The following is a 24,282-nucleotide window of genomic DNA, read 5'->3' as shown; positions in this document are numbered from 1 at the left end:
TGCTCACCCCGTACGTCAAGGGCGGCAAGATCGGCCTGTTCGGCGGCGCCGGCGTGGGCAAGACGGTGCTCATCCAGGAGATGATCTACCGGATCGCGCACAACTTCGGCGGCACCTCGGTGTTCGCCGGCGTGGGGGAGCGGACCCGTGAGGGCAACGACCTGATCCACGAGATGATCGAGGCCGGCGTCATGAAGGACACCGCCCTGGTCTTCGGCCAGATGGACGAGCCGCCGGGCACCCGGCTGCGGGTGGCGCTGTCGGCGCTGACCATGGCGGAGTACTTCCGCGATGTGCAGAACCAGGACGTGCTGCTGTTCATCGACAACATCTTCCGGTTCACCCAGGCCGGCTCCGAGGTCTCCACGCTGCTCGGCCGGATGCCCTCCGCGGTGGGCTACCAGCCGAACCTGGCCGACGAGATGGGCCAGCTGCAGGAGCGGATCACCTCGACCCGCGGTCACTCGATCACCTCGATGCAGGCGATCTACGTGCCCGCCGATGACTACACCGACCCGGCTCCGGCGACGACCTTCGCGCACCTGGACGCGACCACCGAACTCTCGCGTGCGATCGCCTCGCGCGGCATCTACCCGGCCGTGGACCCGTTGAGCTCGACCAGCCGCATTCTCGATGCTCAGTACATCGGCCAGGAGCACTACGACGTCGCCACCCAGGTGAAGCAGATCCTGCAACGCAACAAGGAATTGCAGGACATCATCGCGATTCTGGGCATCGATGAGTTGTCCGAGGACGACAAGATCCTGGTGAACCGGGCGCGGCGTATCTCACAGTTCTTGAGTCAAAACTTCTATGTCGCCGAGAAGTTCACCGGCGTTCCCGGTTCCACGGTTCCGGTCGCCGATACGGTCGCCGGATTCAAGAAGATCTGCGATGGCGAGTGCGATGAGATCCCCGAGCAGGCCTTCTTCAACGTCGGCGGCATGGACGATGTCATGGCCAAATGGAATCAGTTGAAGAAAGAAGCCTGAGATGGCGTCTGACCTACTCAATGTCAGGTTCGTCGCCACCGATGGACTTGTCTGGCAGGGCGATGCGCTGAGCGTTCTGGCGCGCACCGTTGAGGGCGATATCGGCATTCTCGCGGGTCATGAGCCACTGATGGCGGTGCTCGTACCTCACGGTGCTGAGGTGGTCACATCCAACGGTGTGCGTCACGTGATAGCCATCGATTCGGGTTTTCTGTCGGTCTTCGATAACCATGTGTCCGTAATATCGTCGTTCGGAGAATTGGCAAGCGAGATTTCTGTCGACGATGCCGAGGTCGGGCTTGCGGCGCTGCACGCGAGGGTGCAGGCAGCCGAGGCGAGCGAGCGAGAGCTGAGGCAGTACCGCAGGCTGCAGTCGCAGGTCAAAGCCGGTCAGAAGTACGGCGAGCTGATGAAGCGGAATCACTAGAGATAGTGCGCGCCACCAGGAACAGTTGCGCTAATCTCTGTTCATGGACGATCCCGGGTGGCCGAATTGGCTGGCCACCATCGTTCTGGTGGTCGGCCTGTGTTACCTGTTGGCCGTCTTTCTCCGCCGGGTCTGGCTGAGCAGCAGTGGCGGTCTCTTCGATTGCGGATTGCGATTGCAGGGTGCTCGTCGCTGGCGGCTGGGATTGGCGCGCTATTCGGGTGAGTGCTTCGAGTGGTATCTGCTCTGGAACGTATTGCCCAGGCCAAGCAGGGTATTCGTCCGGAGCGAATGCGCGGTCAGCGGTCTGCGGGAAACCGATGCGGCCGAGTCTCAACTCGGCTATGCCTTTTCGACGATCCTGTCATTGCGGGTCGACGATGAGCGACCGGATTCGCCGGTACAAGAATGGGATCTGGCGCTCAATGAGGGTTCCGCGATGGGCCTGGTGAGCTGGCTGGAGGCCGCTCCTCCGGGGCAGGGCGACTACCGCCGCCGCCGCTAGCGGCCTGAAGCACGAACTGAGGAGCTATGAAAGCGCGTGGTGAGTACGCGTCCGCCGACGGCATCTGGGTGAGCGCGGAGATCGAGGTCGTCGATCAGCGGTTGACGCGGGTACAGCTAGCGGCCGCAGGCGATGTCGATGACCAGATGCGCAGCGGCCTGGGGCGGGCCGAGGTGGCGCTCCAGGGGGCAGCCGTCGCGGACGTGCGGAGTCTCGCGCGCCTCGCCGCCGACGCGTGGCCCGACGCCCCCGACGGTCTCGCGGCGACGATCGCCATCGCGGTGCGCCGAGCGGTCCTCGGTGCCACCGACTGGCGGGACCTGACCTTCGATGTGATCCCCGCGGTCAGGCTGCCGGTGGCCACCCATGTCGCGCTCGACCAGGTTCTGGCCGATGACATCCGCGCCGGACGGCGCAATGCCACATTCCGGATCTGGGAATGGGACGATCCTGCTGTGGTCATCGGCTCCTTCCAATCGGTGCGCAATGAGGTTGATCCCGACAATGCCGCTGAGTACGGATTCCAGGTGGTGCGGCGGATCTCCGGCGGGGGAGCGATGTACATGCCTCCGGGCACCTGCATCACCTACTCGTTGACGGTTCCGGGATCGCTGACCGAGGGGCTCAGTTTCGAGCAGTCCTATGCGTTCCTCGACGCCTGGGTGCTCGACGCGCTGGCACAAGTTGGCGTCCGAGCGCGCTATCTGCCGCTCAATGACATCGCCTCGGATAAGGGCAAGATCGGCGGAGCGGCTCAGCGCCGGTTCGCCGATGGCACGGTGCTTCATCATGTGACCAGTGCCTATGCCATGGATATGGGGCTGCTGGCGAAGGTCTTGCGGCTGGGGAGGGAACCGATCAGCGCGAAGGGCACGGCCAGCGCCAACAAATGGGTCGATCCGATGTGCTCGCAGACAAGTATGCCGCGGGAGCAGGTGATGTCGTCGTTCCTCGAGTCTTTCAAGTCCCGCTACCGTTGCGTGGATGCCGGCTACAGCGACGATCAGCTTGCTCGGGCGTCCGAACTGGTCCGCACGAAGTTCGGTGCCGACGATTGGACCTATCGGGTGCCCTGAGGGCCTCAGCCTCCCGTTTGACCAGGGTTGCGTTCCCCACCGGGAATCCAGAGCACATCGGAGATGCCTGCGAGCATGTTGGCGCGCCTGGCCATGATGAAGAACAGGTCACTGAGCCGGTTGAGGTACTTCAACGGCAACGGGCTGATGCCGCCCTGGGGCCCGGTCGAGCCATCCTCCAGACCGTGGTCCTCGGCAGCGACCCAGGCCTGACGCTCGGCGCGGCGGGCCATCGTCCGTAAGAGATGGAACTGGGCGCTGGTCGGTGAGCCCCCCGGGAGAATGAACGAATCGAGCTTGCCCAGGCCTTCGAGGAACTCGTCACACCAGCCCTCGAGGCGGTCGATGCTGGACTGGATGATGCGCAGCGGCTCCCACTTGGGATCGGGTGCCACCGGGTTCGACAGGTCGGCACCGAGATCGAAGAGTTCGTTCTGGATGATCTGCAGCGCGGCCTGAGCGTGTGGGTCGACCTCGTAGTTTGCCAGCAAGACACCGATGGCGGAATTGAGTTCATCGACAGTGCCGTAGGCTTCGACTCGTGAATCGGTCTTCTGAGCGACCGAGTTATCGGAGAGTCGTGTCTGTCCTGCATCGCCGGTTCGGGTATAGATACGGGTGAGATGCACCATGACCGAAAGCCTACCTGGCCGATGGCCGGCACGAGGGGACGAATAGATGACACTGAGCAGGCGAGCAGTGGTGGGATTGGTGGCCGGCTGCGCGACCATTGCACTCTCGGCTTGTGCGAGCGGACCAGTGGAGACCAGCACCCCGGCCGGCACACCGGCCAGCAGCGCGGCGAGCAGCCCGGCGTCGGCTTCGCAGGGTGCGTCGCCTTCGGCAGGCACCGCCAGCGCGTTGAGCGAGACGGTCAGCTGCACCTACTCTGCCGGCGGCCAGCGGGCCAAGCCGGTCGATCCTCCGCCCGCAACCGACGTGCCGGCCACAGGCACGCTCACCGCGACTGTCGATATGTCGGCCGGTCCGGTGACGATCACCATGGATCGGGCTGCGGCGCCATGTACCGTGAACTCGTTCGAGGCGCTGGTCAAGCAGGGGTTCTATGACGACACAGTGTGTCATCGGCTGGTCGACAGCGGCATCTATATCCTGCAGTGCGGTGATCCGACCGGCACCGGCATGGGCGGTCCGGGCTATCGCTTCCCGGACGAGCTGACCGGTAACGAGCAGTACACCGCGGGCGTGGTCGCGATGGCGAATGCGGGAGCCGACACCAATGGCTCGCAGTTCTTCATCGTCTGGGCGGATTCACCTCTGCCGCCCGACTACACGGTCTTCGGGACGATAGACCAGGCGTCGCTGGACGTCGTCACCACGATTGCCTCCCGGGGCGTTTCGAAGGACGCCTCGCCCAGTCCGATCGCCGAGGCAAAGATCGATCGCGTCAGCCTCGGCTGATGAACTCGGCGATGGCCGAGGCGACGGCCTGCGGTTGGTCGGCGTGGATCCAGTGCCCGGCGTCGGGAATGGTGATGAGCTGGACGGCGGGAAAATAGCTCCGCATGATCGGCTCGTCGGCGGGTTGAACGTGCAGGGAGTTCGCTCCGCGTAGCCACAGCACCGGGCCATGCCACCGGCCGCTGATCGGCGGCCAGCCCACGAGCTTGTCGATGGACGCCTGCAGCAGGCCCAGATTGGCCAGCCACCGCCAGCCGTCGCCGGTTGGGGTGCGGTGCAGATTCTGCAGCAGGAACGCGCGGACTGCGGCATCGTGCACATCGGCGGACAGTGCCTCGTCCGCTTGCTTGCGGGTGGTGATGCGATCAAGGTCGATGCGGAGCAATGAGTCGACCAGGTGCTGGAACTCGCCGTCGTCGCCGCGGGCCACCGGCGACATATCGGCCACCACGAGTCGATTGAGTAAACCGGGATGGCGAAGGGCGAGTCGCATGGCGACCTTCCCGCCCATCGAATGTCCGATAAGCGTAACCGGCTCGGCTTGCGTGTCGCGTGCCCGCAATTCGCCGGCGACCAGGTCGGCGAAGAGATCGAGGTCAAAGCGATCCGTCCACGGCGAACGTCCGTGGTTGGGCAAGTCGAGCAGGACGCTGGTGGCCTGGTCTGCGAGCAGCTTGGCGACATTTCCGAAGTTCTTGCCCTGGCCGAAGACCCCATGCAAGAAGACCAACCGGGTGGGCCCGTGACCGATTTCGATCGCGTGCAGTCGTGTCATCTCATCTCCTGCGCTGCCAGCAATAGCTGTGGAAGTGTCGGCGGTAGTCGACGCCAGAGGTCGAACCGAGTGGGGGAGTATGCGGCCAGGCGACGATGTGCGGGGTACCCGGCTGGATCGGGTTCTCGCATTCGGGACAGATATAGGTCTTGGTGGCGTTCTCGGCGCGAACCTGGCGCACCACCCATCGTCCGTCTGTCTTGCTGGCCGAGGTGTTGAAGTGGTCCATACGCAGCGGACGAGGCGGACGCGTGTGTTTGCTGGGACGTTTGGCCACCCGATCACCTTACCGCGTGCGCCGGGAGCGGCTTGGGGTACGGTGGACGCCGTGCGTGTGGTGATCGGGGAATGCCAAGTGGACTATGGCGGCAGATTGACGGCTCATCTGCCGATGGCGCGCAGATTGATCATGGTGAAAGCGGACGGATCGGTCTCGGTGCATGCCGATGATCGCGCGTACAAGCCATTGAACTGGATGAGCCCGCCATGCACGATGACCGTCACGCCCGCAGATCAGGCCGAGCTGAGCGCGACGACTGCCGATGTCGATCCGCGGATACGCGAGGTATGGACGATCCGCGCCAAGAGCGGCGACTTCTTGCAGGTCAGCCTGGGCGAGATCGAACTCGACTTCACGACCGAGCTCGGCGTTGATCCTGGGCTACGCAAGGACGGCGTGGAGGCCCATCTGCAAGCGTTGCTCGCGGAAAACCCTGCGGCTTTCGGTGACGGCTGGAGCGTGGTGCAGCGCGAGTACATGACCGCGATCGGCCCGGTCGACCTGCTGTGCCGTGACGAACTCGGCTGCTATGTCGCGGTCGAGGTGAAGCGGCGTGGCGAGATCGACGGCGTCGAGCAGCTGACCCGCTATCTTGAGCTGATGAACCGCGACCCGCTGCTGGGCGAGGTTCGCGGCGTCTTCGCCGCTCAGCAGATCAAACCTCAGGCCCGTACGGTTGCGACCGACCGGGGCATCTCCTGTGTGGTGGTCGATTACGATGCGTTGCGCGGCCTGGATCACGCGGAGGATCGGCTCTTCTAAGGGCCGATCCTCCGCGCGCCCTCGGTTCAGTCCTGGTGGATGACCTTGGTGTGCTCGGTGCCATCGTCGGCCGGGATGACCGCCGTTGAGTTCGCATCTGCATCTGTGGAAGTCGCCCGGTCGTGGGTAGCCTGCGGGATCACCGCGGTCGGCGCGGCGTTCGGATCGCTGCGGATCACCGTTGTCGGCTCGTTTGGCTGAGCCACGCCCTGCTGGGTCGATCCGGAAAGCCACTGCTGGTTGGGATCCGCAGCCCCTGACTGAGCCGCGTCGGCCGCCGGGGCGGTGAACGGATCGGTGTTGGGGTAATCGGAGGTCGCTTCCAACGCCATCTGCTGGAGGTTGGACATCTGGGCGATAATCGAGTCCTTGCGCTGTAGCAGGATCGCCACCTCGCGTTCCAACTGCTCCTTGCGCCAGGCGAACTGCTCTTCGAGCCGATCCTTCATCATGGTCGCCTGCCGATGGGACGCAGCCACCTGGCTCTCTGTCTCGGCCGCCGCCTTCGCCCGCAAGTCCTCGGCCGCAGACATGGCGTCCGAACGGATCTTGCTGGCCTGACCGCCGGCCTCGGCCACGGCGTCCGTCGCCTTCGAGTGCTGCTCATTGGCGTCCGCCATCAAAGCGGCGACCTTCTCGGCAACCTGCTTGGCCTCAGCGTTGGCCGACTTGATCTGGGCTTGCGCCTGCGCGTGGGTCTTCTGCTTGATCTCGTCGGCCTCGGCCCGCGTGCCGCGCAGCAGTTCTTCGGCCTGGGTCCGCGCGCTGCGAAGCACGTTGTCGGCCTCGGCCTTAGAGGTGGAAAGCAGTTCATCGGCCTGGACCTTGGCTGCACCGCGTGCCTGTTCAGCGTCCCGTGCGGCCTGCTCGGCCAGCTGTCGCGCGGCTGTCGTCGCTTGCGAGGTGGCCAGCGTGCTGTTGTGCGAGGCCTCGTCGATCAGCCCCTGGGCCTGGGTCTTGGCGGCGTCCACGAGTGCATCGCAGTCGCGCTGGGTTGCCGCGCGCGCCTGGGTGATCTCGGCGTCCAACTGCTCGCGCATGGTACGCAGATTGCCAAGGGTCTCGACCCGAATGTCGTCGGCCTCAGTCTGCGCGGCGGCACGCAGATCGGACGCTACGCGGTGTCCCTCTTCCTTGATGCGCTCTGCCTCGGAGGCTGCCCTGCTGATCAGATCGGAGGCCTGTGCTTCGGCCGCCCGCAGCATCTGGGTGGCATGCGAACCCAGCCGGGTGAAATCGGTGTCGCCGTGTTCCCGCTGTGCCAGTGCGAGTTCCGCACGCAGGTGGCGGGTGAGTTGACGCAGCGTGGAAACCTGCTGCTCAATGTCGCGAACATAGTTGTCAACCGTTGGTCTGTCGTATCCCAGCATCGCATGCGGGAAACTACCAGCGGCGCTGGCCCTGTCATCGAAAAGATTGAGGCCGGTGTCTTCGGTGTATTCCTCGCCAGCGGTATCGGTCATCGCGAACTCCTCACGTCCCATCCGAGGTTAGCAACAACAGCTGTGGGGTGCCCTAACGGACACCCCACAGTGGGTTGACTGACTGAAACCGATCAGCTTCAGTGACCGGTACCGGGCTGCACGATCTCGATCAGCACACCCTTGCCCGACTTCGGGTGAATGAAGTTGATCTTGGAGCCACCGGTACCGATGCGGGGCTCGTCGTAGAGCAGCTTGACGCCGCGCTCGCGCAAGGTGGCCGCCGCGGTCTCCATGTCCGCAACGCGCCACGCCATATGGTGCAGACCGGGGCGGTTCTTCTCCAGCCACTTCGCAGTGGTGGCATCCGGGCGGGTCGGCTGAATGAGCTGGATCTGGGTCATGTGCTCGGTCAACTCAGCGGCCGGGGCCATCATGATCTCGAAGACACCCTGCTCATCATTGATTTCGCGGTGAATTTCGTGCCATCCGAAGACCTCGGTGTAGTACTTCACGGCCTCTTCGTTGTCGGGGCTGACATATGCGACGTGATCGATACATACGAACAGATCAGAGTTTTCCATGCGTTGATCCTTTCATAGTGGATTGTCGACGAAACGTGAGGGTTGGGCTCCGATCAGGCGTCCAGAGCTTCGGAAACGACCTGCTTGGCCGCATCCTGCATCGCTGCCAGATGCTCCGCACTGCGGTAGCTCTCGGCGTAGATCTTGTACTTGTCCTCGGTGCCCGAGGGACGAGCGGCGAACCACCCGGCGTCGGTGGTGACTTTGATGCCGCCGATGGCAGCGTCATTGCCTGGCGCATGCGAGTAGACGTGGGTGATCGGATCTCCGGCGAGCTCTGCGGCCTTGATATCTTCGGGCGCCAACGCCTTGAGGCGCGCCTTCTGCTCACGGTTCGCCTCGGCGTCGATGCGGGCATAGAAGTAGGTACCGAACTGGTCGACGAGCTTGTTGTAATGCTGCGACGGGGTCAACCCGGTCTTCGCGGTGATCTCGCTGGCCAGCAGGTCGAGGATCAGGCCGTCCTTGTCGGTCGTCCAGGTCGAACCGTCGAATTCGAGGAAGGAAGCTCCCGCAGACTCTTCGCCCCCGAAGCCGAGGTCGCCCGAGATCAATCCGGGGACGAACCACTTGAACCCCACCGGTACCTCGACCAGCGTGCGTCCGAGCAGCTGGGCGACGTTGTCGATCATGGAACTGGAGACCAGGGTCTTGCCGATCGCGGTGGTGGCAGGCCAACCCGGCCGATTGCCGAAGAGGTACTGAATCGCCACTGCCAGATAGTGGTTCGGGTTCATCAGGCCCGCATCCGGGGTGACGATGCCGTGCCGGTCGGAATCCGCATCGTTGCCGGTCGACAGATCGTACGCGTTGCGATTGGCCACCAGGGAAGCCATCGCGTTCGGCGACGAGCAGTCCATCCGGATCTTGCCGTCGGTGTCGAGCGTCATGAAGTACCAGGTGGGATCGACGACGTTGTTGACGACCGTCAGGTTCGGCAGCAGGTTCTCTGAGATGAACTGCCAGTACTGCACCGACGCTCCGCCCATCGGATCGGCACCGATGCGCAGTCCGGACGCCTTGATCGCCTCCATATCGACAACCTGGGCGAGTTCAGTGCAGTACGGGGTGCGGTAGTCATAGCGGACGACCTTGGCAGCGGCCTGCTCATAGGGAACACGGGAGATCGTCTTGTAGTTGGCCATCAGCTGATTGGCGCGATCGGCGATCCATCCGGTCGCGTCGGTGTCGGCCGGGCCGCCGTTCGGCGGGTTGTACTTGAAGCCGCCATCGCGCGGGGGATTGTGGGATGGGGTGACCACGATGCCATCGGACTGCGGGCCACCGGCGTGTTCGCGGTTATAGCGGATGATGGCGCGGGAGACGGCGGGGGTCGGGGTGTATTCGTCATCGCGTTCGGCGAGCACCTCGATGCCGTTGGCGACCAGCACCTCGATGGCCGTCTTCCAAGCCGGAAGCGACAGACCATGAGTGTCCTTGCCGATGAACAGGGGACCGGTGGTGCCCTGGCCGGCGCGGTACTCGATGATCGCTTGGGTGATGGATGCGATATGCGCTTCGTTGAATGCAGTATCGAGGCTTGACCCACGGTGGCCGGAGGTTCCAAAGGAGACCGCCTGGTCGGGATTTGTGGGGTCAGGCACCAAGTCATAGTAGGCGCCGAGTACTTCATCGACGTTGATCAAGTCGGAGGGATCGGCCAATTGGCCGGCGCGTGGATGAGCCATGGCTCTATCTTGCCGCCTGAGCGCCGGTTTCGTAATAGTTCTTAGGTACTCGGCGACGGTGGAAGAATGGGCGCATGAACGCTGATCAGAGTTTTTCGCGTCCCGGGGCCATTGATCTGTCCTCCCTTGCCACCTCGGCCGGCACTCAGCCCGCCACTGCTGGCGGCAGCTATGTGATAGAGGTGACCGAGTCGGTCTTCGAGTCCGTCGCGCAGCAGTCGACGCAGTACCCGGTCATCATGGCTTTCGTCACTGGCGACGACCGGGCCAGCAAGCAGGTCGTGAACGATCTTGGCGACCTGGTGAATGGGCTTGCTGGACGCATGCTGCTGGGTGTCGTCGATATCGCAACCCAGCCGCGGATCGCGCAGACGCTCGGTGTGCAGGCGGTGCCGACCGTGGTTGCGCTCATCGGCGGTCAGCTGGCGCCGCTCTTTCAGGGCACCCGAGACAAGGCGGATATCGCGGCGTTGCTCGACCAGGTGGCTCAGATCGCGGTGGCCAACGGTTTGTCCGGGCGCGCCCAGCCGCAATCATCGCCTGCAGCCGCAGCCGGTACCGACGGCCAGCCGACCCTTGATCCGCGTTTCGCCGCTGCCGATGAGGCTCTTCAGGCGGGCGACTTCGCGAAGGCCGTGGACGAGTTCGACCGGCTGCTGAAGGCCAACCCCCGTGATGCGGAGGCTCAGGCAGGACGTGCGCAGGCCGCGCTGTTGATGCGCACCTCCGATGTCGATCCCGAGACGATCGCGAAAGCGGATGCCGCCCCAGACGATCTCGACCTGCAATTCGCGGCTGCCGATCTGGAGTTGATCACCGGCAACGCCGAACGGGCATTCGGTCGGCTGGTCGATCTGGTGCGCAGTACCGCGGGGGAGGACCGCGAGCGGGTTCGCGCGCGGCTGGTCGAACTCTTCGAGACGGCCGATCCGACCGACCCTGTGGTCAAGAAGGCCCGCCGGGCGTTGTCGATGGCGCTGTTCTGAGCTTCGTCCGGGCTCGCCAGCACGCGTCGACGCTGCGTTTGGACCTCGGCGAACACAGCGGCTACCGAGAACAACCGGTCGTCTTGGCAGCGACTGCCGAGAATCGCAAAGGCTGCCGGAGCTTCGGTAGCCGCCGCTACTTCCGGTAGCCGCTGCGTCGAAGAGTGTGCGGGTCGGTAGCCGCTGCTACTTCCGGCAGCCGCTGCGTCGAAGAGTGTGCGGATCGGTAGCCGCTGCTACTTCCGGTAGCCGCTGCCCGTCACGGCAACTCGCGGCCGTCCTCGGTGTAGATGGTGGTGGGCCCGGCCAGCAGCCGGTGCAGCCGCCTGGACGACAGGGAGAAGATGTGGTCGTCCATCTCGTCTTCGAAGACCCAGCGAAAGGCGCGGATCTCCGTCTCGGGCAGCTCCATCTGGTCGATGGTGGCCTGGTCGAGAACGCCGCCATCGAAGATGAACTCCACTGCGTCGTCCCAGCCCAGGTAGGGAGGCATCCAGTCGACCACCAGCGGCTGAGCGAGCCGCACCCCGATGCCGAGTTCTTCGAGCACCTCACGCTCAGCGCCCGCCCGCGGTGTCTCGTTGGGTTCGACGACCCCACCGGGCAGTTCCCAGTCGTCCTTGTAGGTGGTCTCGACCAGCAGGATTCGTCCGGCTTGGTCGCGGAAGAGCACGTGTCCGATCAGCCGGTGCGTGGGCAGCACAGTATTCATCACGCCACTGAAACCGTCGGGACCGTAGACTTGATCGATGGCCAGCCGGGCATAGATGAAAACGTGCTGCCAGCCGCCGTCTGGTCTGCGTACCGCGTTGCGGCGGCATCCCTCGCGACGGAAGCGTGCCCGATGCAACGCCCGCATGGCCATCTGATCGTCGGCGGGTATCTGCACCTCCAGGCGATCGACCTCGCGTCCGATCAAGGCGTCGTCGGCGGCCAGACTGACTGCGCGATCCAATGTCGCCTGATCAGTCTGGCCCGCCCATTCGAGCACGCCGATGCCGTCGTTGACGGTGAGCGTGATCTCGAACTTCTCGTTCAAGCGGTCAACCCTCAGCCTTCATAGCGCAGCCAGACGCCGGCGGCCGGCGGCACCACGACGGTTGCCCCGGCCCACGAGCCGGGATTGCTGCTGTCACCGGCTATCGTCGCGACGACCGGCTCTGTGTTGTGATACAGCCCGGTGCCATCGAACTCAGCCGCATCGGTATTGAGTACCTCACGCCAGGTTCCGGCCTTAGGCAAGACGATCGAGTAGTTGTCATTCGGTTCGGACGAGAAGTTCGCGATGCAGGCGATCATCTCGCCATCGCGATCCAGCCGTACAAAGCTGTAGGTGTTATGGGCGGCATCGTCCGCATTGATCCAGCGGAAGCCCTCCGGCTCACAGTCCAGCTGGTACAAGGCCGGATGAGAGGCTTGCAGCTCGTTCATGGCGCGAATGAGTTGGCGGACGCCGTTGTGGCCGTGCAGTGAATCCACCCACCACTCCAGACCGGTCTCCTCGTTCCATTCCGGACGCTGCGCGAACTCCTGTCCCATGAACAGCAGCTGCTTGCCGGGGAAGCTCCACATGAACGAGTAGAAGGTCCGCAGTGTTGCGAACTTGCGCCAATCGTCCTGCGGAATCTTGTTGAGCATCGATCCCTTGCCATGCACGACCTCGTCGTGGCTGATCGGCAGGATGAAGTTCTCCGAGTACGCGTAGACCATCGCGAAGGTCATGTCGTTGTGATGATACTGCCGATAGATCGGATCGAGGCCGAGATAGCGCAGGGAGTCGTTCATCCAGCCCATGTTCCATTTGAACCCGAATCCCAGGCCACCCCAGTTCGTCGGCTTGGTGACCCCGCCGAAGCTCGTGGACTCCTCGGCGATCATCACAACGCCCGGAGTGCGCGCGTATAGATGCTTGTTCACATAGCGCAGCAGGTCGATCGCCTCGAGGTTCTCGCGGCCGCCGTACTCGTTCGGCACCCACTCGCCCTCGTTACGCGAGTAGTCGAGATAGAGCATGGAGGCCACCGCGTCCACACGGAGCGCGTCGGCGTGGAACTGATGCACCCAGTACAAGGCATTGGAGACCAGGAAGCTCTTGACCTCGTTGCGACCGAAGTTGAAGACGTAGGTGCCCCAGTCGGGCTGCTCGCCCTGCCGAGGATCGGCGTGCTCGTACAGTGCGGTGCCGTCGAAGCGGCCGAGGGCCCAGTCGTCCTTCGGGAAGTGCCCCGGCACCCAGTCGAGGATCACGCCGATGCCCTCGGCATGCAGTGCCTCGACCAACACACGGAAATCGTCCGGAGTACCAAGCCGGCCATCAGGGGCGAAGTAGCCCGTGACCTGATAGCCCCAGCTGCCCGGGAACGGGTGAGCCATCACGGGCATCAGCTCGACATGCGTGTAGCCCTGCCACTTGACGTATTGCGGGAGCTGTTCGGCGAGCTCGAGGTAGCTCAGGCCCTTGCGCCAGCTGCCCAGATGCAGCTCGTAGATGCTCATCTGCGACTCGTAGACGTTGGTCTGTGAACGCTTGTCGAGCCACTGCTGCTCGACATCGCTCCACTCGTGCTCCGACTCCCAGACGATGGACGCATTACCCGGGGGCGTGTCCGCGAATCGGGCGTAGGGGTCGACCTTCTCCTGCCAGGCGCCGTCAGCGTGCTGGATCTTGTACTTGTACTGGGCGCCTGCCCCGACGCCTTCCTTCCACAGTGCCCAGACTCCGGTGCCGGGGACCAGCTCCATGTCGTCGCCTTGCCACCAGTTGAAGTCGCCCATCACCTGGACGCGCTGGGCATTGGGAGCCCAGACAGCGAATCGGGTGCCACTCAGATCTCCGCGCTCGTCGTCGTGCACGGTGACCACGTGGCTGCCGAGCCTGCGCCAGGCCTCGGTGTCGCCACCACTGTGGAAACCCTCGAGATCCCAACCGGTCAGATTGCCGAACTTGTCATGCATGTCTTCCTGCTTTCAGCGATGCGCGCGGACAGTGAGAATATGGGCCGGACGTGCGGGGTCCAAGAGGACGAAGTTGCGCGTCCCCCAGACGAAGTCTGCCCCGGTCAGTTCGTCATGGACATCGAAGGTCTCGGAGTCGATGCCGAAGTCCTTGAGGTCCACAGTTACTTCGCCACTCACCGTCTCATGCGGGTCGAGGCTGCAAACGACGATGACGTTGTCGTCGCCGTCGTTCTTCGCGAACGCGAAGATCTCATCGGAGTTGGTCGCAAGCACAGTGCTGCGGCGAAGCTGCTGCAACGCGGGGTGCTCACGACGAATCTCATTCAGCCGAGTCATCAACTCGTTGAGGTTCGGCTTGGCAGTGAAGTCGCGCGGACGATACTCGTACTTCTCGGAGTTCAGATACTCCTCACCGCCAGCCTTGAAGGGCTCGAACTCGAACTGCTCAAAGCCCTGGTAGATGCCCCACAATGGGCTCATCATCGATGCCAGGATCAACCGGATCGCGAAGGCCGCAGGTGCTCCCGACCGTACCGAGAGCGGGTTGATATCGGGAGTATTGACGAAGAAGTTCGGACGCATGAAGTCTGCGGTCTGGGTGGCCAGCTCCGTCAGATAGTCGCCGAGTTCCTTCCTGGTGAAGCGCCAGGTGAAGTAGGTGTAGCTCATGTGGAAGCCGGCCTTGCCGAGCGTCTGCATGACCTCGGGACGGCTGAACGCCTCGGCGAAGAAGATCACCTCGGGATGCTTCGCATGCACCTGACTGGTCAGCCAATCCCAGAAGTTCAGCGGCTTCGTGTGCGGGTTGTCGACGCGGAAGATGGTCACGCCGTGCTCAATCCAGTACTCGATCAGCCGCAACGCCTCGTGGTACATGCCCTCAGGGTCGTTGTCGAAGTTGATCGGGTAGATGTCCTGGTACTTCTTCGGAGGATTCTCGGCATACGCGATGGTGCCGTCCAGCCTGGTGGTGAACCACTCCGGATGCTCGGTGACCCACGGATGATCGGGGGAGGCCTGCAGCGCGAAGTCGATCGCAACCTCCAGACCAACGGACTTGGCCTTGTCGACGAAGGCATCGAAATCTTCGATGGTGCCCAAATCCGGATGGATCGCGTCGTGACCGCCCTCAGGCCCGCCCACCGCCCATGGCGAGCCCGGATCGTTCGGGCCGGCGGTCAGGGAGTTGTTGGGACCCTTGCGGAACTGGCGTCCCACCGGATGGATCGGGGGCACGTAAGCGACATCGAAGCCCATCTCGGCGATGTGCTCGAGAATCGGGTAGCAATCCTTGAAGGTACCCGAGTGCCATTCACCGGTGTGCGGATCGCGCGCCGCACCTTGGGAGCGTGGGAAGAACTCGTACCAGCTGGCATACAGCGCCCGTTTGCGGTCGACCTGAATGGGGTACTCGACGCTGGGAGTGATCATGCGGCGCCGTCCGAAGCGGGTCATCGCTGCGTCAAGATCATCGGCCAGCGCCAGTGCGCGCAACTGATCGGCGGGACGGCTCGGCTTGAGGCCGGCGTCGGCCGCCTCGATCACGACCGCTGCGGCCTCGGCGCCTGCGGCGCGGGCACGGGGAGCGGCATCGGAGAACAGGTCGTGGCCTTCCACGCAGACCAACTCAATGTCCATGTCGGCGGCCAGCTTGGCATCTGCATTGTGCTGCCAGGTGTGCCAGTCGTCGGCCCATCCCTCGATACGAAACGTCCAGTCGCCGGGCGTGTCCAGACGCACCCAGACCTGCCAGATGTCGAGGCCGGCCGGCCAGATCTGCGCCATGTCGACCCGCGAGGTCTGGCCATCCGCGCTGGTCAACACCACCGTCGCGCCGACCTTGTCATGGCCTTCGCGGTAAACACGCGTGGAAATCGGGAACTGCTCGCCTTCCACAGCCTTGGCCGGGTAGGCGCCATGTTCGATGACCGGGGATATCTTCCCGATCGGTAGTCGTCCGAACTTGAACTCGTCAAATCGGGACGTGGCCTTGTGGCATACGTTGTCGAGGTCACTCACGTGAGCAACGCTAGCGGCCGATCGCCTTGCTAGCGAGCAGATGGGCAGACTCAGGAAGCTTTTTTCGACAAAGAGTGAAACGTTTGAGCCAGGGCGCGGACCTCCACTAGCCTGACGAGGTGCGTGCCATTCGACGATTCATAGTTCAGCCTGTGCTACCCGAGCCGCTGCGGCCTCTCGGCGATCTTGCGCGTAACCTGCGCTGGAGCTGGCATCCCGATACTCAGGAGGTCTTCCGCGCGGTGGACCCCGATCTGTGGGTGAGCACCGGCGGCAATCCGCTGAAGATGCTCTCCCAGGTGAGCCCCGAGCGGCTCGAAGCGTTGTCGCATGATCGGCGTTTCGTCCGAAGGCTCGAACTGATCCGCGATGACCTGACCGAGTATCTGACGGGTGAACGCTGGTATCAGACCTGGGCGGCGGCCAACCCCGAGGCACCGAAGACGATCGGTTACTTCTCGGCCGAGTTCGGCATTTCGGAGGTACTCCCGCAGTACTCGGGCGGCCTGGGCATCTTGGCAGGCGACCATCTGAAGTCGGCGTCCGATCTCGGTCTGCCACTGATCGGTGTCGGTCTGCTTTACCACCACGGCTACTTCATTCAGTCCCTGAACACTGCAGGCTGGCAGCAGGAGCGATACCCCCTGCTTGACCCCAACGAACTGCCGATTGCGATGCTCACCGATGCCGACGGCGCGCCGGTGATCATCGAGGTCGAAATCCGTGGGGTGCCCGTGCAGGCGCAGCTGTGGGTCGCCAATGTAGGACGGGTTCCGCTGGTCTTGATGGATACCAACCTCGAGGTGAACAGTGAGCGCGAGCGGCTGATCACCGACAAGCTCTATGGCGGTGGCTCCGACCACAGGCTCGCCCAGGAAGTGCTGCTCGGTGTCGGCGGCGTGCGTGCGCTGCGTGAGTTCTGCCGGGTCACCGGCCATTCCGTACCGGTGGTTTATCACGCCAATGAGGGCCACGCCGTCTTCATGGGCTTGGAACGCATCCGCGAGCGAATGGTGAATGAGCACGAGAGCTACGATTCGGCGGTCGAGCAGGTGCGCGCGGGCACCCTGTTCACCACCCACACGCCGGTGCCGGCCGGCATCGACCGGTTCGGCATGGACCAGGTGCGTTCGCAGTTCGAGTCGTTCACGCCGCTCCCGATCGATCGCGTGCTGGGCCTGGGCGCCGAGAACTTCTCGGGTGGCGATCCGTCGCGGTTCAACATGGCCGTGATGGGATTGAGGTTGAGCCAGCGGGCGAATGGTGTTTCCGAACTGCATGGCGAGGTCAGCCGGCAGATGTTCCAGCAGCTGTGGCCTGGTTTCGATGTCAGCGAGGTGCCGATCGGGTCGGTCACCAATGGTGTGCACGGCCACACCTGGGTGCATCCCGAACTGCAGCATCTGCTCGAATCGCCGGTGGACGATGCCGCCGGCATCAGGGACGGCTGGGACTGGCACGCACTGGATCGCCTCGATGGCAGCGAGATCTGGACGATGAAGCGCCGGATGCGCGGCCAGATGATCACGATGGCCCGGGAACGCCTGGCGGCCAGCGCCGCAGCACGCGGCATGAGCGCCGACTGGGTCTCAACGGCGCTCAATCCGCACACGCTGACCATCGGATTCGCGCGCCGCGGCGCGTCCTACAAGCGGCTGACGCTGATGCTGAGCCAACCGGAGCGCCTCAAGGCGCTGCTCAACCATCCGGAGACCCCGATCCAGATCGTCATCGCGGGCAAGGCACATCCGGCCGATGACATCGGTAAGGGCCTCATCCAGCAGATGGTGCAGTTCGCCGATCAGGACGACGTGCGCGGCAGGCTCGTCTTCCTGCCCGACTACGACATTTCGCTCGCCAAGCCGCTGTATCCGGGTTGTGACGTCTGGTTGAACAACCCGTTGCGTCCGCTGGAGGCGTGCGGTACGTCGGGTATGAAGGCCGCGCTGAATATGGGCTTCAACCTGTCGATCCGCGACGGCTGGTGGGACGAGTGGTATGACCCGGACTTCGGCTGGGCGATTCCGTCGGTGGAGATGCTCGGCAACCAGATGGAGCGGGATGCCGCGGAGGCCGAATCCCTGTACGAACTCATCGAGCGCGAGATTGTCCCGAGGTTCTACACCCGCGACTCCAACGGCATTCCGACCGCCTGGGTCGACATGATGCGCAAGACCATTGCCGGCCTGGGTCCCAAGGTCCGTGCCACCCGCATGGTCAGGGATTACGTCAAGAAGTACTACACGCCGGCGGCCGCGTCCGCGGGGCGGGTTGCCTGTAACGGCACGGCGACCGAGTTGGCCTTCTGGAAGCAGAAGGTGCGTGCGGCATGGCCGGGTGTGGCGGTCGCTCGAGTCGAGTCGCGACTGCCCGAGACTGTTGAGGTCGGGTCGAGCCACGTCGTCGAGGCGGCCGTCCGGCTGAACGGGCTGTCGCCCTCGGATGTGGCCGTGGAACTGGTCAGCGGTGAGGTGGATGCCGTCGACGAACTGCGCAATGTGCAGATCGACCGGTTCGAGCTGGCCGGCGAGGATTCGTCCGATGACAACGTGCTGTTCAGGCTGACCGATGTCAGCAAGGCGGCGGGTTTGATCGGTTACACGGTGCGTGTGGTGCCCTATCATCCGCTGCTGGCAAGCACCGCCGAGCTGGGTCTGGCTGCACTGGCCGAGTAGGGCGTGACGCAGCGGTAGTGTCGCACGGGGCCGTCGTCCGGAAGGCGGTGGCCCCGTGCGTCTGGGGCATCAGGCCTCGCGTCGACCACCGCGCGTCAATGACTTCATCGCCTTGCGCAGGGTCTTCTCGTCCGACGGCACCTTGACCTTCAGGACCACTACGGTGCGTCCGGGCAGCGTCATGGAGTCGCCGGGCAGCAGATCGATCGTGGGCAACTCGCCGGGTTCCGCGGTAGAGGCGGCCAATGTGTAACCCCAGCCCCAGGGACTGCCGGGCATCGTGACGTGGATGGGATGCGCTCCGGAATAGAACCAGATCAGCAGGGCCTCGGTGCGGCTCGACAGGTACATGCCGAGCAGCCGGCGTCCGTTGTCCTGCCAATCGTGGGTCTGCATCTCGCCTGAATAGCCGTTCATCCAGGCCAGGTTGTAGCGCTGCAGTGACTGCCCGTGTGCGTCGAGAATCTCGCTGCGGTAGAGATAGTCGTCGTAGGTCAGCAATCGGGAGGTCGCCCGCAGCTTGGTCAGGTCTGCGGTCAATTCGGTCAGCCCGGCCCAGTCCTCGGCGAGCTTCCAGTCGACCCAGCTGATCGGGGTGTCTTGACAATAGGCGTTGTTGTTGCCCAGCTGGGTGCGCCCCATCTCGTCACCTGCGGTGATCATCGGTACTCCGCGCGAGAGCAACAGCGTGGCCATCAGATTGCGCACCTGGCGGCGACGCAGGGCGTTGATTTCCGGGTCGAGGGTCTCACCCTCGACACCGCAGTTCCACGAGCGGTTGTCGTCGGAACCATCGCGATTGTGCTCGCCGTTGGCTTCGTTGTGCTTGTGGTTATACGTGACCAGATCGCGCATGGTGAACCCATCGTGCGCGGTGATGAAGTTGACGCTGGCCGACGGCGGACGATCCGATCCGTCGAAGAGGTCCGCTGATCCGGTCAGCCGGGTCGCAAACTCTTGGACGTCGAAGACACCGCGCCAGTAGTCGCGCATGAAACCGCGATACCGATCGTTCCATTCGCTCCAGCCACGACCGAAGCGTCCAACCTGATAGCCGAACGGGCCCACGTCCCAGGGTTCGGCGATCATCTTGATGCCCGCAAACGCTGGGTCATCGGCAATGACGCGCTTGAACGGATGATTCTGATCGACGTTGTGATTGCTGTCGCGGATCAGCGTGGTCGCCAGATCGAAGCGGAAGCCGTCGACGCCCATCTCGGTCACCCAGTAGCGCATCGAGTCAAGTACCAGGGCGAGTACGTCGGGCTTCGAGGTATCGAGCGAGTTGCCGCATCCGGTGACGTCGAAGTTGCTGCCCATATCGGCGTTCAGCCGGTAGTAGTCGCGGTGATCGATCCCCCTGAAGCACAGGGTCGGGCCATCCACCCCGCCTTCGCAGGTGTGGTTGTAGACGACGTCGAGAATGACCTCGATGCCGGCGCTGTGCAGGGCCGAGACCATCGCCTTGAACTCGTCGACCTGCTCACCGGTGGTGCCCACCGAACAGTAGGCGGCGTGCGGCGCGAAGAAGCCGAGCGTGGAGTAGCCCCAGTAGTTCGTCTTGCCGCGTCCGGCGATGGCCGATTCGGTGACGAAGTGCTGCACCGGCAGCAGCTCGACTGCCGTCACGCCCAGCCGCTTCAGATGATCGATCACCGCGGGATAGGCGAGTCCGGCATAGGTTCCGCGCAGGTGTTCGGGAACATCGGGATGAAGCCGGGTCATGCCCTTGACGTGGACCTCGTATATCACCGATTCACTGAGCGGGCGGCGGCGAGCGATCGGGGTCGGACGTGGGCTTCGTGACACCACGACCGACAGCGGCACTGCGGCGAAGGAATCGCGCTCGTCCATCGTGTCACGGGCGTCCGGCAAATGATCGCGGACCGGTCCGAGGTAGTCGACGCCGCTGGTGATGGCACGGGCGTACGGATCGACCAGCAGCTTGGCAGGATTGTCACGCAATCCCGCCGCAGGGTTCCACTCGCCGTATACCCGGTAGCCGTAGCGTTGGCCGGGATGTATATCTGCAACCTTTGCGTACCAGCTGCCGTCCAGCACCGACATCGGGAAGGTTCGCTGGTGCATGTCGGCGTCCAGCAGCACGAGTTCGACGGCCTTGGCGCGCGGCGCAGGCAGTCGAAACTGACAGCCATCGCTTGCCAGATGCGTGCCGGGCATACCCGAGGCGTCAGTCGGCATGCCACACTCCTTGTTCGCCTGTCATCGGCTGCTCCACGTTTGCGCCGATGTTTGAGTCAATTACCCTAGGGGAAGAATGATATAGCGTTGCAGCAAGTTAGGCATCCATGATCAAATCCGATCGTAAGCTCCCGGCGGAACCGGTCTATCTGGATCACGCGGCGACCTCGCCGCTTCGCCCGGCAAGCCGTGCTGCCTTGGCCGCCGTGGCAGATCTGGTGGGCAATCCGGCCGCTCTGCACGGTGCCGGGCGCGCAGCCCGGGCATTGCTCGAGGACTCCCGCGAAGAACTCGCGGCGCTGCTCGGTGCCCACCCCGACGAGGTCGTCTTCACCTCGGGCGGGAGCGAGGCAGACGCGATCGCCGTGCTGGGTTCGGCTCGTCGATGGGCGGACCAGCGTCCGGGAATGGTGATCAGCGGATTCGAGCACCCCGCCGTGCAGTCGTCTCAGACGGTGCTGGGGCCACGGGTGCAGGCCGCCGGGCTGGACGAGAGCGGGCACGTGCTGCACGATGACCTCACGCGGCTGCTCACCGAACACCCCTCAGGGGCGGTGGGGCTGGCCAGCGTGATGCTGATCAACAACGAGGTGGGGACGATTCAGCCGATCGCCCGATTCGCCGAGGTCGCGCACCGCGCGGGAGCCTGGTTTCACACGGACGCGGTACAGGCCTTCGGTCACCATCCGGTGAACTTCGCCGACCTGGGAGTTGAGCTGCTGAGCATCTCCGCGCACAAGATCGGGGGACCGGTCGGTGTGGGCGCACTGCTGGTGCGTCGCGGCATTCAACTGCCGCCGCACGGGCTGGGGGGAAACCAGGAGGGCGGAATCCGGTCGGGGACGCAATCGGTGCTGCTGGCGGCCGGATTCGCTGCGGCCGCTCGAGAGATGGCCGAACAGCGGGACACCCAGAGCGCGCGGCTGGCGGGGTTCAAGCAGCAGCTTGTCTCGGCCGCCCGGCGGATTCCGGGTGCGTGCGTCAACGGTGCAGGTCCGGCAAGCCCAGCGATCGTCAATCTCGGCTTCGCGGGAGCGTCGGCCGACGATGTCATGTTCGTGCTCGACCAGCAGCAGATCTGGTGCTCCACCGGCTCGGCCTGCCGGGCAGGGGTGCATGGGCCCAGCGAGGTGCTGCTGGCGATGGGACGAGACGACCGGGCAGCTCGCGAGGGCGTCCGATTCAGTCTCGGCTGGACGACCACCCAAGCCGGGATCGATCGGCTCATCGCGGAACTGCCCGGTGCGGTCACCAGGGCCCGCCGGGTCCCGCATTGACAACGGCGGTTGTGGGCGGCCTTCAGGAGGAGCCCTAGACTGGTTGACGCGTAAAGCGTTGCGACGAAGGAGCTATTCAGATGCGAGTGTTGTCGGCGATGTCGGGTGGCGTCGATTCTTCGGTTGCCACCGCCCGTCTGATTGCCGCGGGCCACGAGGTGACCGGAGTTCATCTCGCGTTGTCGCGCACCCCGTTGGCGCAGCGGGTGGGTTCGCGGGGCTGCTGCTCGCTGGCCGACGTTCACGATGCCCGCCGGGTGGCCGACAAGCTGGGCATCGACTTCTACGTCTGGGACTTCTCCGACCGCTTCGCCGACGATGTCATCGGCGACTTCTTGGACGAATACGCCGCGGGCCGAACTCCGAACCCGTGCCTGCGCTGCAACGAGCGGATCAAGTTTGCCGCGCTGCTCGCCAAGGGGATCGCCCTGGGCTATGACGCGGTCGCCACGGGGCACTATGCTCGGCTGCTGAATGGTTCCGATGGCCTGGAGCTCAGGCGCTCTCGAGATCCGGGCAAGGACCAGTCGTATGTGCTCGGCGTGCTCGACCAGTATCAGCTGGCACACTCGCTGTTCCCCCTGGGCGACTCGCTGAAGTCCGAGGTACGGGCGGAGGCCGCCGACCTCGGCCTGGCGGTCGCCGACAAGCCGGATTCGAACGACATCTGCTTCATTCCCGACGGCAATACCGCTGGATTCCTGGCCGAGAAGCTGGGGGACGCTCCGGGAACGATCGTCGATGCGCAAGGACACCAGCTCGGCAAGCATCAGGGCACCTTCAGGTTCACCATCGGTCAGCGCAAGGGGCTCAACCTGGGTATCCCGGCCGCCGACGGCCGGCCACGCTACGTCGTCGGGCTCGACCCCGCATCCCGCCAGGTCACGGTTGGCGCGGTCGAGGATCTTGCCGTCGATGAGCTGCGCGGTATTCGTCCGACCTGGACGGGAGCGGCACGCGGCGGACGGTGGCGCGGCAAGGTACAGGTCAGGGCGCACGGCGAGCCGCGCGACGCCTGGATCAGCACGGAGGGGGATCAGATCGTGATGCGCCTGGACGAGGGCTACCCAGGGGTGGCTCCCGGCCAGTATGCGGTCTGCTATGACGGCGACCGGGTCGTCGGCAGTTCGGTGATCGCGTCCGCGGTTCGCGCCTCGGCCACGGCGGCCTGATGTTCGTGACGGGGCTGGGGTCGATGCCCGGACGCGATTTCCGCGAGTCGACCCGGATGGTTGCCGACCTGCAGCCCGGGCTGCTTGCCTGGCCCGAGGTGCCGGCCAGAGATGCATCCTCGACGATGATCGGGCGGGCGCTGGGGCTGCTCGAGCAGCCCTGTGAGTTGAGCCCCGATGGCTGGCGCCTGGCGAGTCGCCCCGATGCCGCACAGCGGCGTGCGCGGCGCTGGTGGGGCACCGACCTGGACGACTTCGAAGAGCTCACCCAGGACCACACCGGCGGGCTGAAGGTCGCGCTGGCGGGCCCCTGGACGTTGGCGGCCTCGGTACGGCTCAGCCATCCGACCATGAACCACATCATCGGTGACCACGGGGCCTGTCGCGATCTGACCCAGGCGCTGGCCGAAGCGGCCGCCCGGCTCGCGACCCGGTTGGTGAAACGCCTGGGACGACCGCTGATCGTCCAGTTCGACGAGCCGGTTATCGACGCGGTGCTGGCCGGGGCGTTGCCGACCTTCTCCGGACTTCACCGGTATCCGGCGCCCAAGCCCGAGATCGTTGCCGATAGCTGGCACCAGATCGTCTCGGCCGTTCGCGCGGTCGACGGTGTGGGGGGCGTTTGGGTGCACAGCTGTGGCCCCTCGATGCCGGTGGACTTGGCGTCCCAAGCCGGATTCACCGGGTTATGCCTGGACGCGCGCTACCTCGACACTGCCGCGCTGGATGCCTGCGGCGCTTGGCTCAGCGATGGTGGCACCTTCGGTCTGGGCCTCGCGCGGACCGACGAAGTCCGCGTGCCATCAGTCGATGAGCTGACCACGGCGGCCCTGCGGGTGCTGCGGGTCCTTGAGATCGACCCACAGGTACTCGACGATCAGGTCGTCCTTACTCCGGCCTGCGGATTGGCCGGTTGGGATGCTCCTTCGGTGGCGCGGCTGTTTGAGAACCTGAACGAAGCCGCCGGATTGGTCAGCGAACGGCTGGCGGACTGAGGTCCTGGGCTACTGCAAAGCCCGCACAGGTCGCCGTTCTTGCGGTGCTCTGTGATGCGCCCGAGA

21 protein-coding genes are annotated in these 24,282 nt (G+C 64.4%); 11 read left to right on the top strand and 10 right to left on the bottom strand.

Translation table 11 applies throughout. The features are described from left to right. From atpD to AAFP05_RS11980, 4 genes are all read left to right on the top strand, one after another. Positions 1 to 992, top strand: a 992-nt coding sequence (atpD, locus tag AAFP05_RS11995; protein ID WP_341730104.1) for a F0F1 ATP synthase subunit beta, incomplete at its 5' end; no start/stop codon positions are given. Between the two features lies 1 nt (position 993). Then, a complete protein-coding gene (locus tag AAFP05_RS11990) occupies positions 994 to 1,419 on the top strand; it encodes a F0F1 ATP synthase subunit epsilon (protein WP_341730103.1) in 426 nt (141 codons plus the stop codon). A gap of 43 nt (positions 1,420 to 1,462) precedes the next feature. Continuing rightward, complete coding sequence (locus AAFP05_RS11985) at positions 1,463 to 1,924, top strand: DUF2550 domain-containing protein (protein WP_341730102.1); 462 nt, start codon at positions 1,463 to 1,465, stop codon at positions 1,922 to 1,924. A 26-nt stretch (positions 1,925 to 1,950) separates the two neighbouring features. Beyond that, positions 1,951 to 3,000, top strand: coding sequence for a biotin/lipoate A/B protein ligase family protein (locus tag AAFP05_RS11980; RefSeq protein WP_341730101.1), 1,050 nt, complete (start codon positions 1,951 to 1,953; stop codon positions 2,998 to 3,000). Positions 3,001 to 3,005: 5 nt separating this feature from the next. Here the strand turns inward: AAFP05_RS11980 and AAFP05_RS11975 are convergent, their stop codons facing one another. Next, positions 3,006 to 3,632, bottom strand: a complete 627-nt coding sequence (locus AAFP05_RS11975) for a cob(I)yrinic acid a,c-diamide adenosyltransferase (RefSeq protein ID WP_341730106.1) — start codon at positions 3,630 to 3,632, stop codon at positions 3,006 to 3,008. 229 nt (positions 3,633 to 3,861) lie between these two features. Between AAFP05_RS11975 and AAFP05_RS11970 the strand changes: the two genes are divergently transcribed. Further along, positions 3,862 to 4,422, top strand: coding sequence for a peptidylprolyl isomerase (locus AAFP05_RS11970; protein ID WP_341730100.1), 561 nt, complete (start codon positions 3,862 to 3,864; stop codon positions 4,420 to 4,422). Here AAFP05_RS11970 and AAFP05_RS11965 read toward each other — a convergent pair. Then, complete coding sequence (locus AAFP05_RS11965) at positions 4,409 to 5,197, bottom strand: alpha/beta fold hydrolase (RefSeq protein WP_341730099.1); 789 nt, start codon at positions 5,195 to 5,197, stop codon at positions 4,409 to 4,411. The two genes, AAFP05_RS11970 and AAFP05_RS11965, sit on opposite strands and share 14 nt — an antisense overlap. Position 5,198: 1 nt before the next feature. After that, on the bottom strand, positions 5,199 to 5,474 hold the full coding sequence (locus tag AAFP05_RS11960; protein ID WP_341730098.1) for a hypothetical protein: 276 nt from the start codon (positions 5,472 to 5,474) through the stop codon (positions 5,199 to 5,201). Positions 5,475 to 5,525: 51 nt separating this feature from the next. Here AAFP05_RS11960 and nucS point away from each other — a divergent pair, with 51 nt between their 5' ends. Beyond that, positions 5,526 to 6,239: an endonuclease NucS gene (nucS, locus tag AAFP05_RS11955; protein ID WP_341730105.1), complete on the top strand. Its 714-nt coding sequence runs from the start codon at positions 5,526 to 5,528 to the stop codon at positions 6,237 to 6,239. A gap of 26 nt (positions 6,240 to 6,265) precedes the next feature. Here the strand turns inward: nucS and AAFP05_RS11950 are convergent, their stop codons facing one another. From AAFP05_RS11950 to pgm, 3 genes are all read right to left on the bottom strand, one after another. Next, positions 6,266 to 7,702: a DivIVA domain-containing protein gene (locus AAFP05_RS11950; RefSeq protein WP_341730097.1), complete on the bottom strand. Its 1,437-nt coding sequence runs from the start codon at positions 7,700 to 7,702 to the stop codon at positions 6,266 to 6,268. 98 nt (positions 7,703 to 7,800) lie between these two features. Further along, entirely contained in the window at positions 7,801 to 8,244 is a 444-nt protein-coding gene (gene mce, locus AAFP05_RS11945; protein WP_341730096.1) for a methylmalonyl-CoA epimerase, read from the bottom strand. Positions 8,245 to 8,297: 53 nt separating this feature from the next. After that, the gene (gene pgm, locus AAFP05_RS11940; RefSeq protein ID WP_341730095.1) at positions 8,298 to 9,932 is read right to left on the bottom strand and encodes a phosphoglucomutase (alpha-D-glucose-1,6-bisphosphate-dependent); all 1,635 of its coding nucleotides are present in this window, start codon (positions 9,930 to 9,932) and stop codon (positions 8,298 to 8,300) included. A gap of 74 nt (positions 9,933 to 10,006) precedes the next feature. On the opposite strand from pgm, the gene AAFP05_RS11935 reads away from it, so the two are divergent. Then, positions 10,007 to 10,918: a tetratricopeptide repeat protein gene (locus tag AAFP05_RS11935; RefSeq protein ID WP_341730094.1), complete on the top strand. Its 912-nt coding sequence runs from the start codon at positions 10,007 to 10,009 to the stop codon at positions 10,916 to 10,918. Positions 10,919 to 11,177: 259 nt separating this feature from the next. On the opposite strand, the gene AAFP05_RS11930 is transcribed toward AAFP05_RS11935, so the two are convergent. The 3 genes from AAFP05_RS11930 to AAFP05_RS11920 are packed head-to-tail and all read right to left on the bottom strand — an operon-like array spanning position 11,178 to position 15,895. Continuing rightward, complete coding sequence (locus tag AAFP05_RS11930; protein ID WP_341730093.1) at positions 11,178 to 11,957, bottom strand: NUDIX hydrolase; 780 nt, start codon at positions 11,955 to 11,957, stop codon at positions 11,178 to 11,180. An 11-nt stretch (positions 11,958 to 11,968) separates the two neighbouring features. Next, on the bottom strand, positions 11,969 to 13,873 hold the full coding sequence (glgB, locus tag AAFP05_RS11925; protein WP_341730092.1) for a 1,4-alpha-glucan branching protein GlgB: 1,905 nt from the start codon (positions 13,871 to 13,873) through the stop codon (positions 11,969 to 11,971). Positions 13,874 to 13,885: 12 nt separating this feature from the next. Beyond that, positions 13,886 to 15,895, bottom strand: coding sequence for an alpha-1,4-glucan--maltose-1-phosphate maltosyltransferase (locus tag AAFP05_RS11920; protein WP_341730091.1), 2,010 nt, complete (start codon positions 15,893 to 15,895; stop codon positions 13,886 to 13,888). Between the two features lie 119 nt (positions 15,896 to 16,014). Between AAFP05_RS11920 and glgP the strand changes: the two genes are divergently transcribed. Further along, positions 16,015 to 18,570 (top strand): alpha-glucan family phosphorylase, encoded by a 2,556-nt coding sequence (glgP, locus tag AAFP05_RS11915; RefSeq protein ID WP_341730090.1) that lies wholly within the window; start codon positions 16,015 to 16,017, stop codon positions 18,568 to 18,570. Positions 18,571 to 18,639: 69 nt separating this feature from the next. On the opposite strand, the gene glgX is transcribed toward glgP, so the two are convergent. Continuing rightward, positions 18,640 to 20,772 carry a glycogen debranching protein GlgX gene (gene glgX, locus AAFP05_RS11910; protein WP_341730089.1) on the bottom strand — a complete coding sequence of 711 codons (2,133 nt, stop codon included), beginning with the start codon at positions 20,770 to 20,772 and terminating at the stop codon, positions 18,640 to 18,642. A gap of 107 nt (positions 20,773 to 20,879) precedes the next feature. Here glgX and AAFP05_RS11905 point away from each other — a divergent pair, with 107 nt between their 5' ends. The 3 genes from AAFP05_RS11905 (at position 20,880) to AAFP05_RS11895 (ending at position 24,216) form a co-directional block, all read left to right on the top strand. Further along, positions 20,880 to 22,049, top strand: a complete 1,170-nt coding sequence (locus AAFP05_RS11905) for a cysteine desulfurase family protein (protein WP_341730088.1) — start codon at positions 20,880 to 20,882, stop codon at positions 22,047 to 22,049. An 80-nt stretch (positions 22,050 to 22,129) separates the two neighbouring features. Then, complete coding sequence (gene mnmA / locus AAFP05_RS11900) at positions 22,130 to 23,221, top strand: tRNA 2-thiouridine(34) synthase MnmA (RefSeq protein WP_341730087.1); 1,092 nt, start codon at positions 22,130 to 22,132, stop codon at positions 23,219 to 23,221. Beyond that, positions 23,221 to 24,216, top strand: a complete 996-nt coding sequence (locus AAFP05_RS11895) for a methionine synthase (protein WP_341730086.1) — start codon at positions 23,221 to 23,223, stop codon at positions 24,214 to 24,216. The genes mnmA and AAFP05_RS11895 overlap by 1 nt, the downstream gene beginning before the upstream one ends. The last annotated feature ends 66 nt before the right edge of the window (positions 24,217 to 24,282 follow it).

This window comes from Brooklawnia sp. (genome assembly GCF_032229645.1).
Taxonomy (GTDB): Bacteria; Actinomycetota; Actinomycetes; order Propionibacteriales; family Propionibacteriaceae; genus Brooklawnia.
This window is presented reverse-complemented; position numbering and strand designations above follow the sequence as displayed.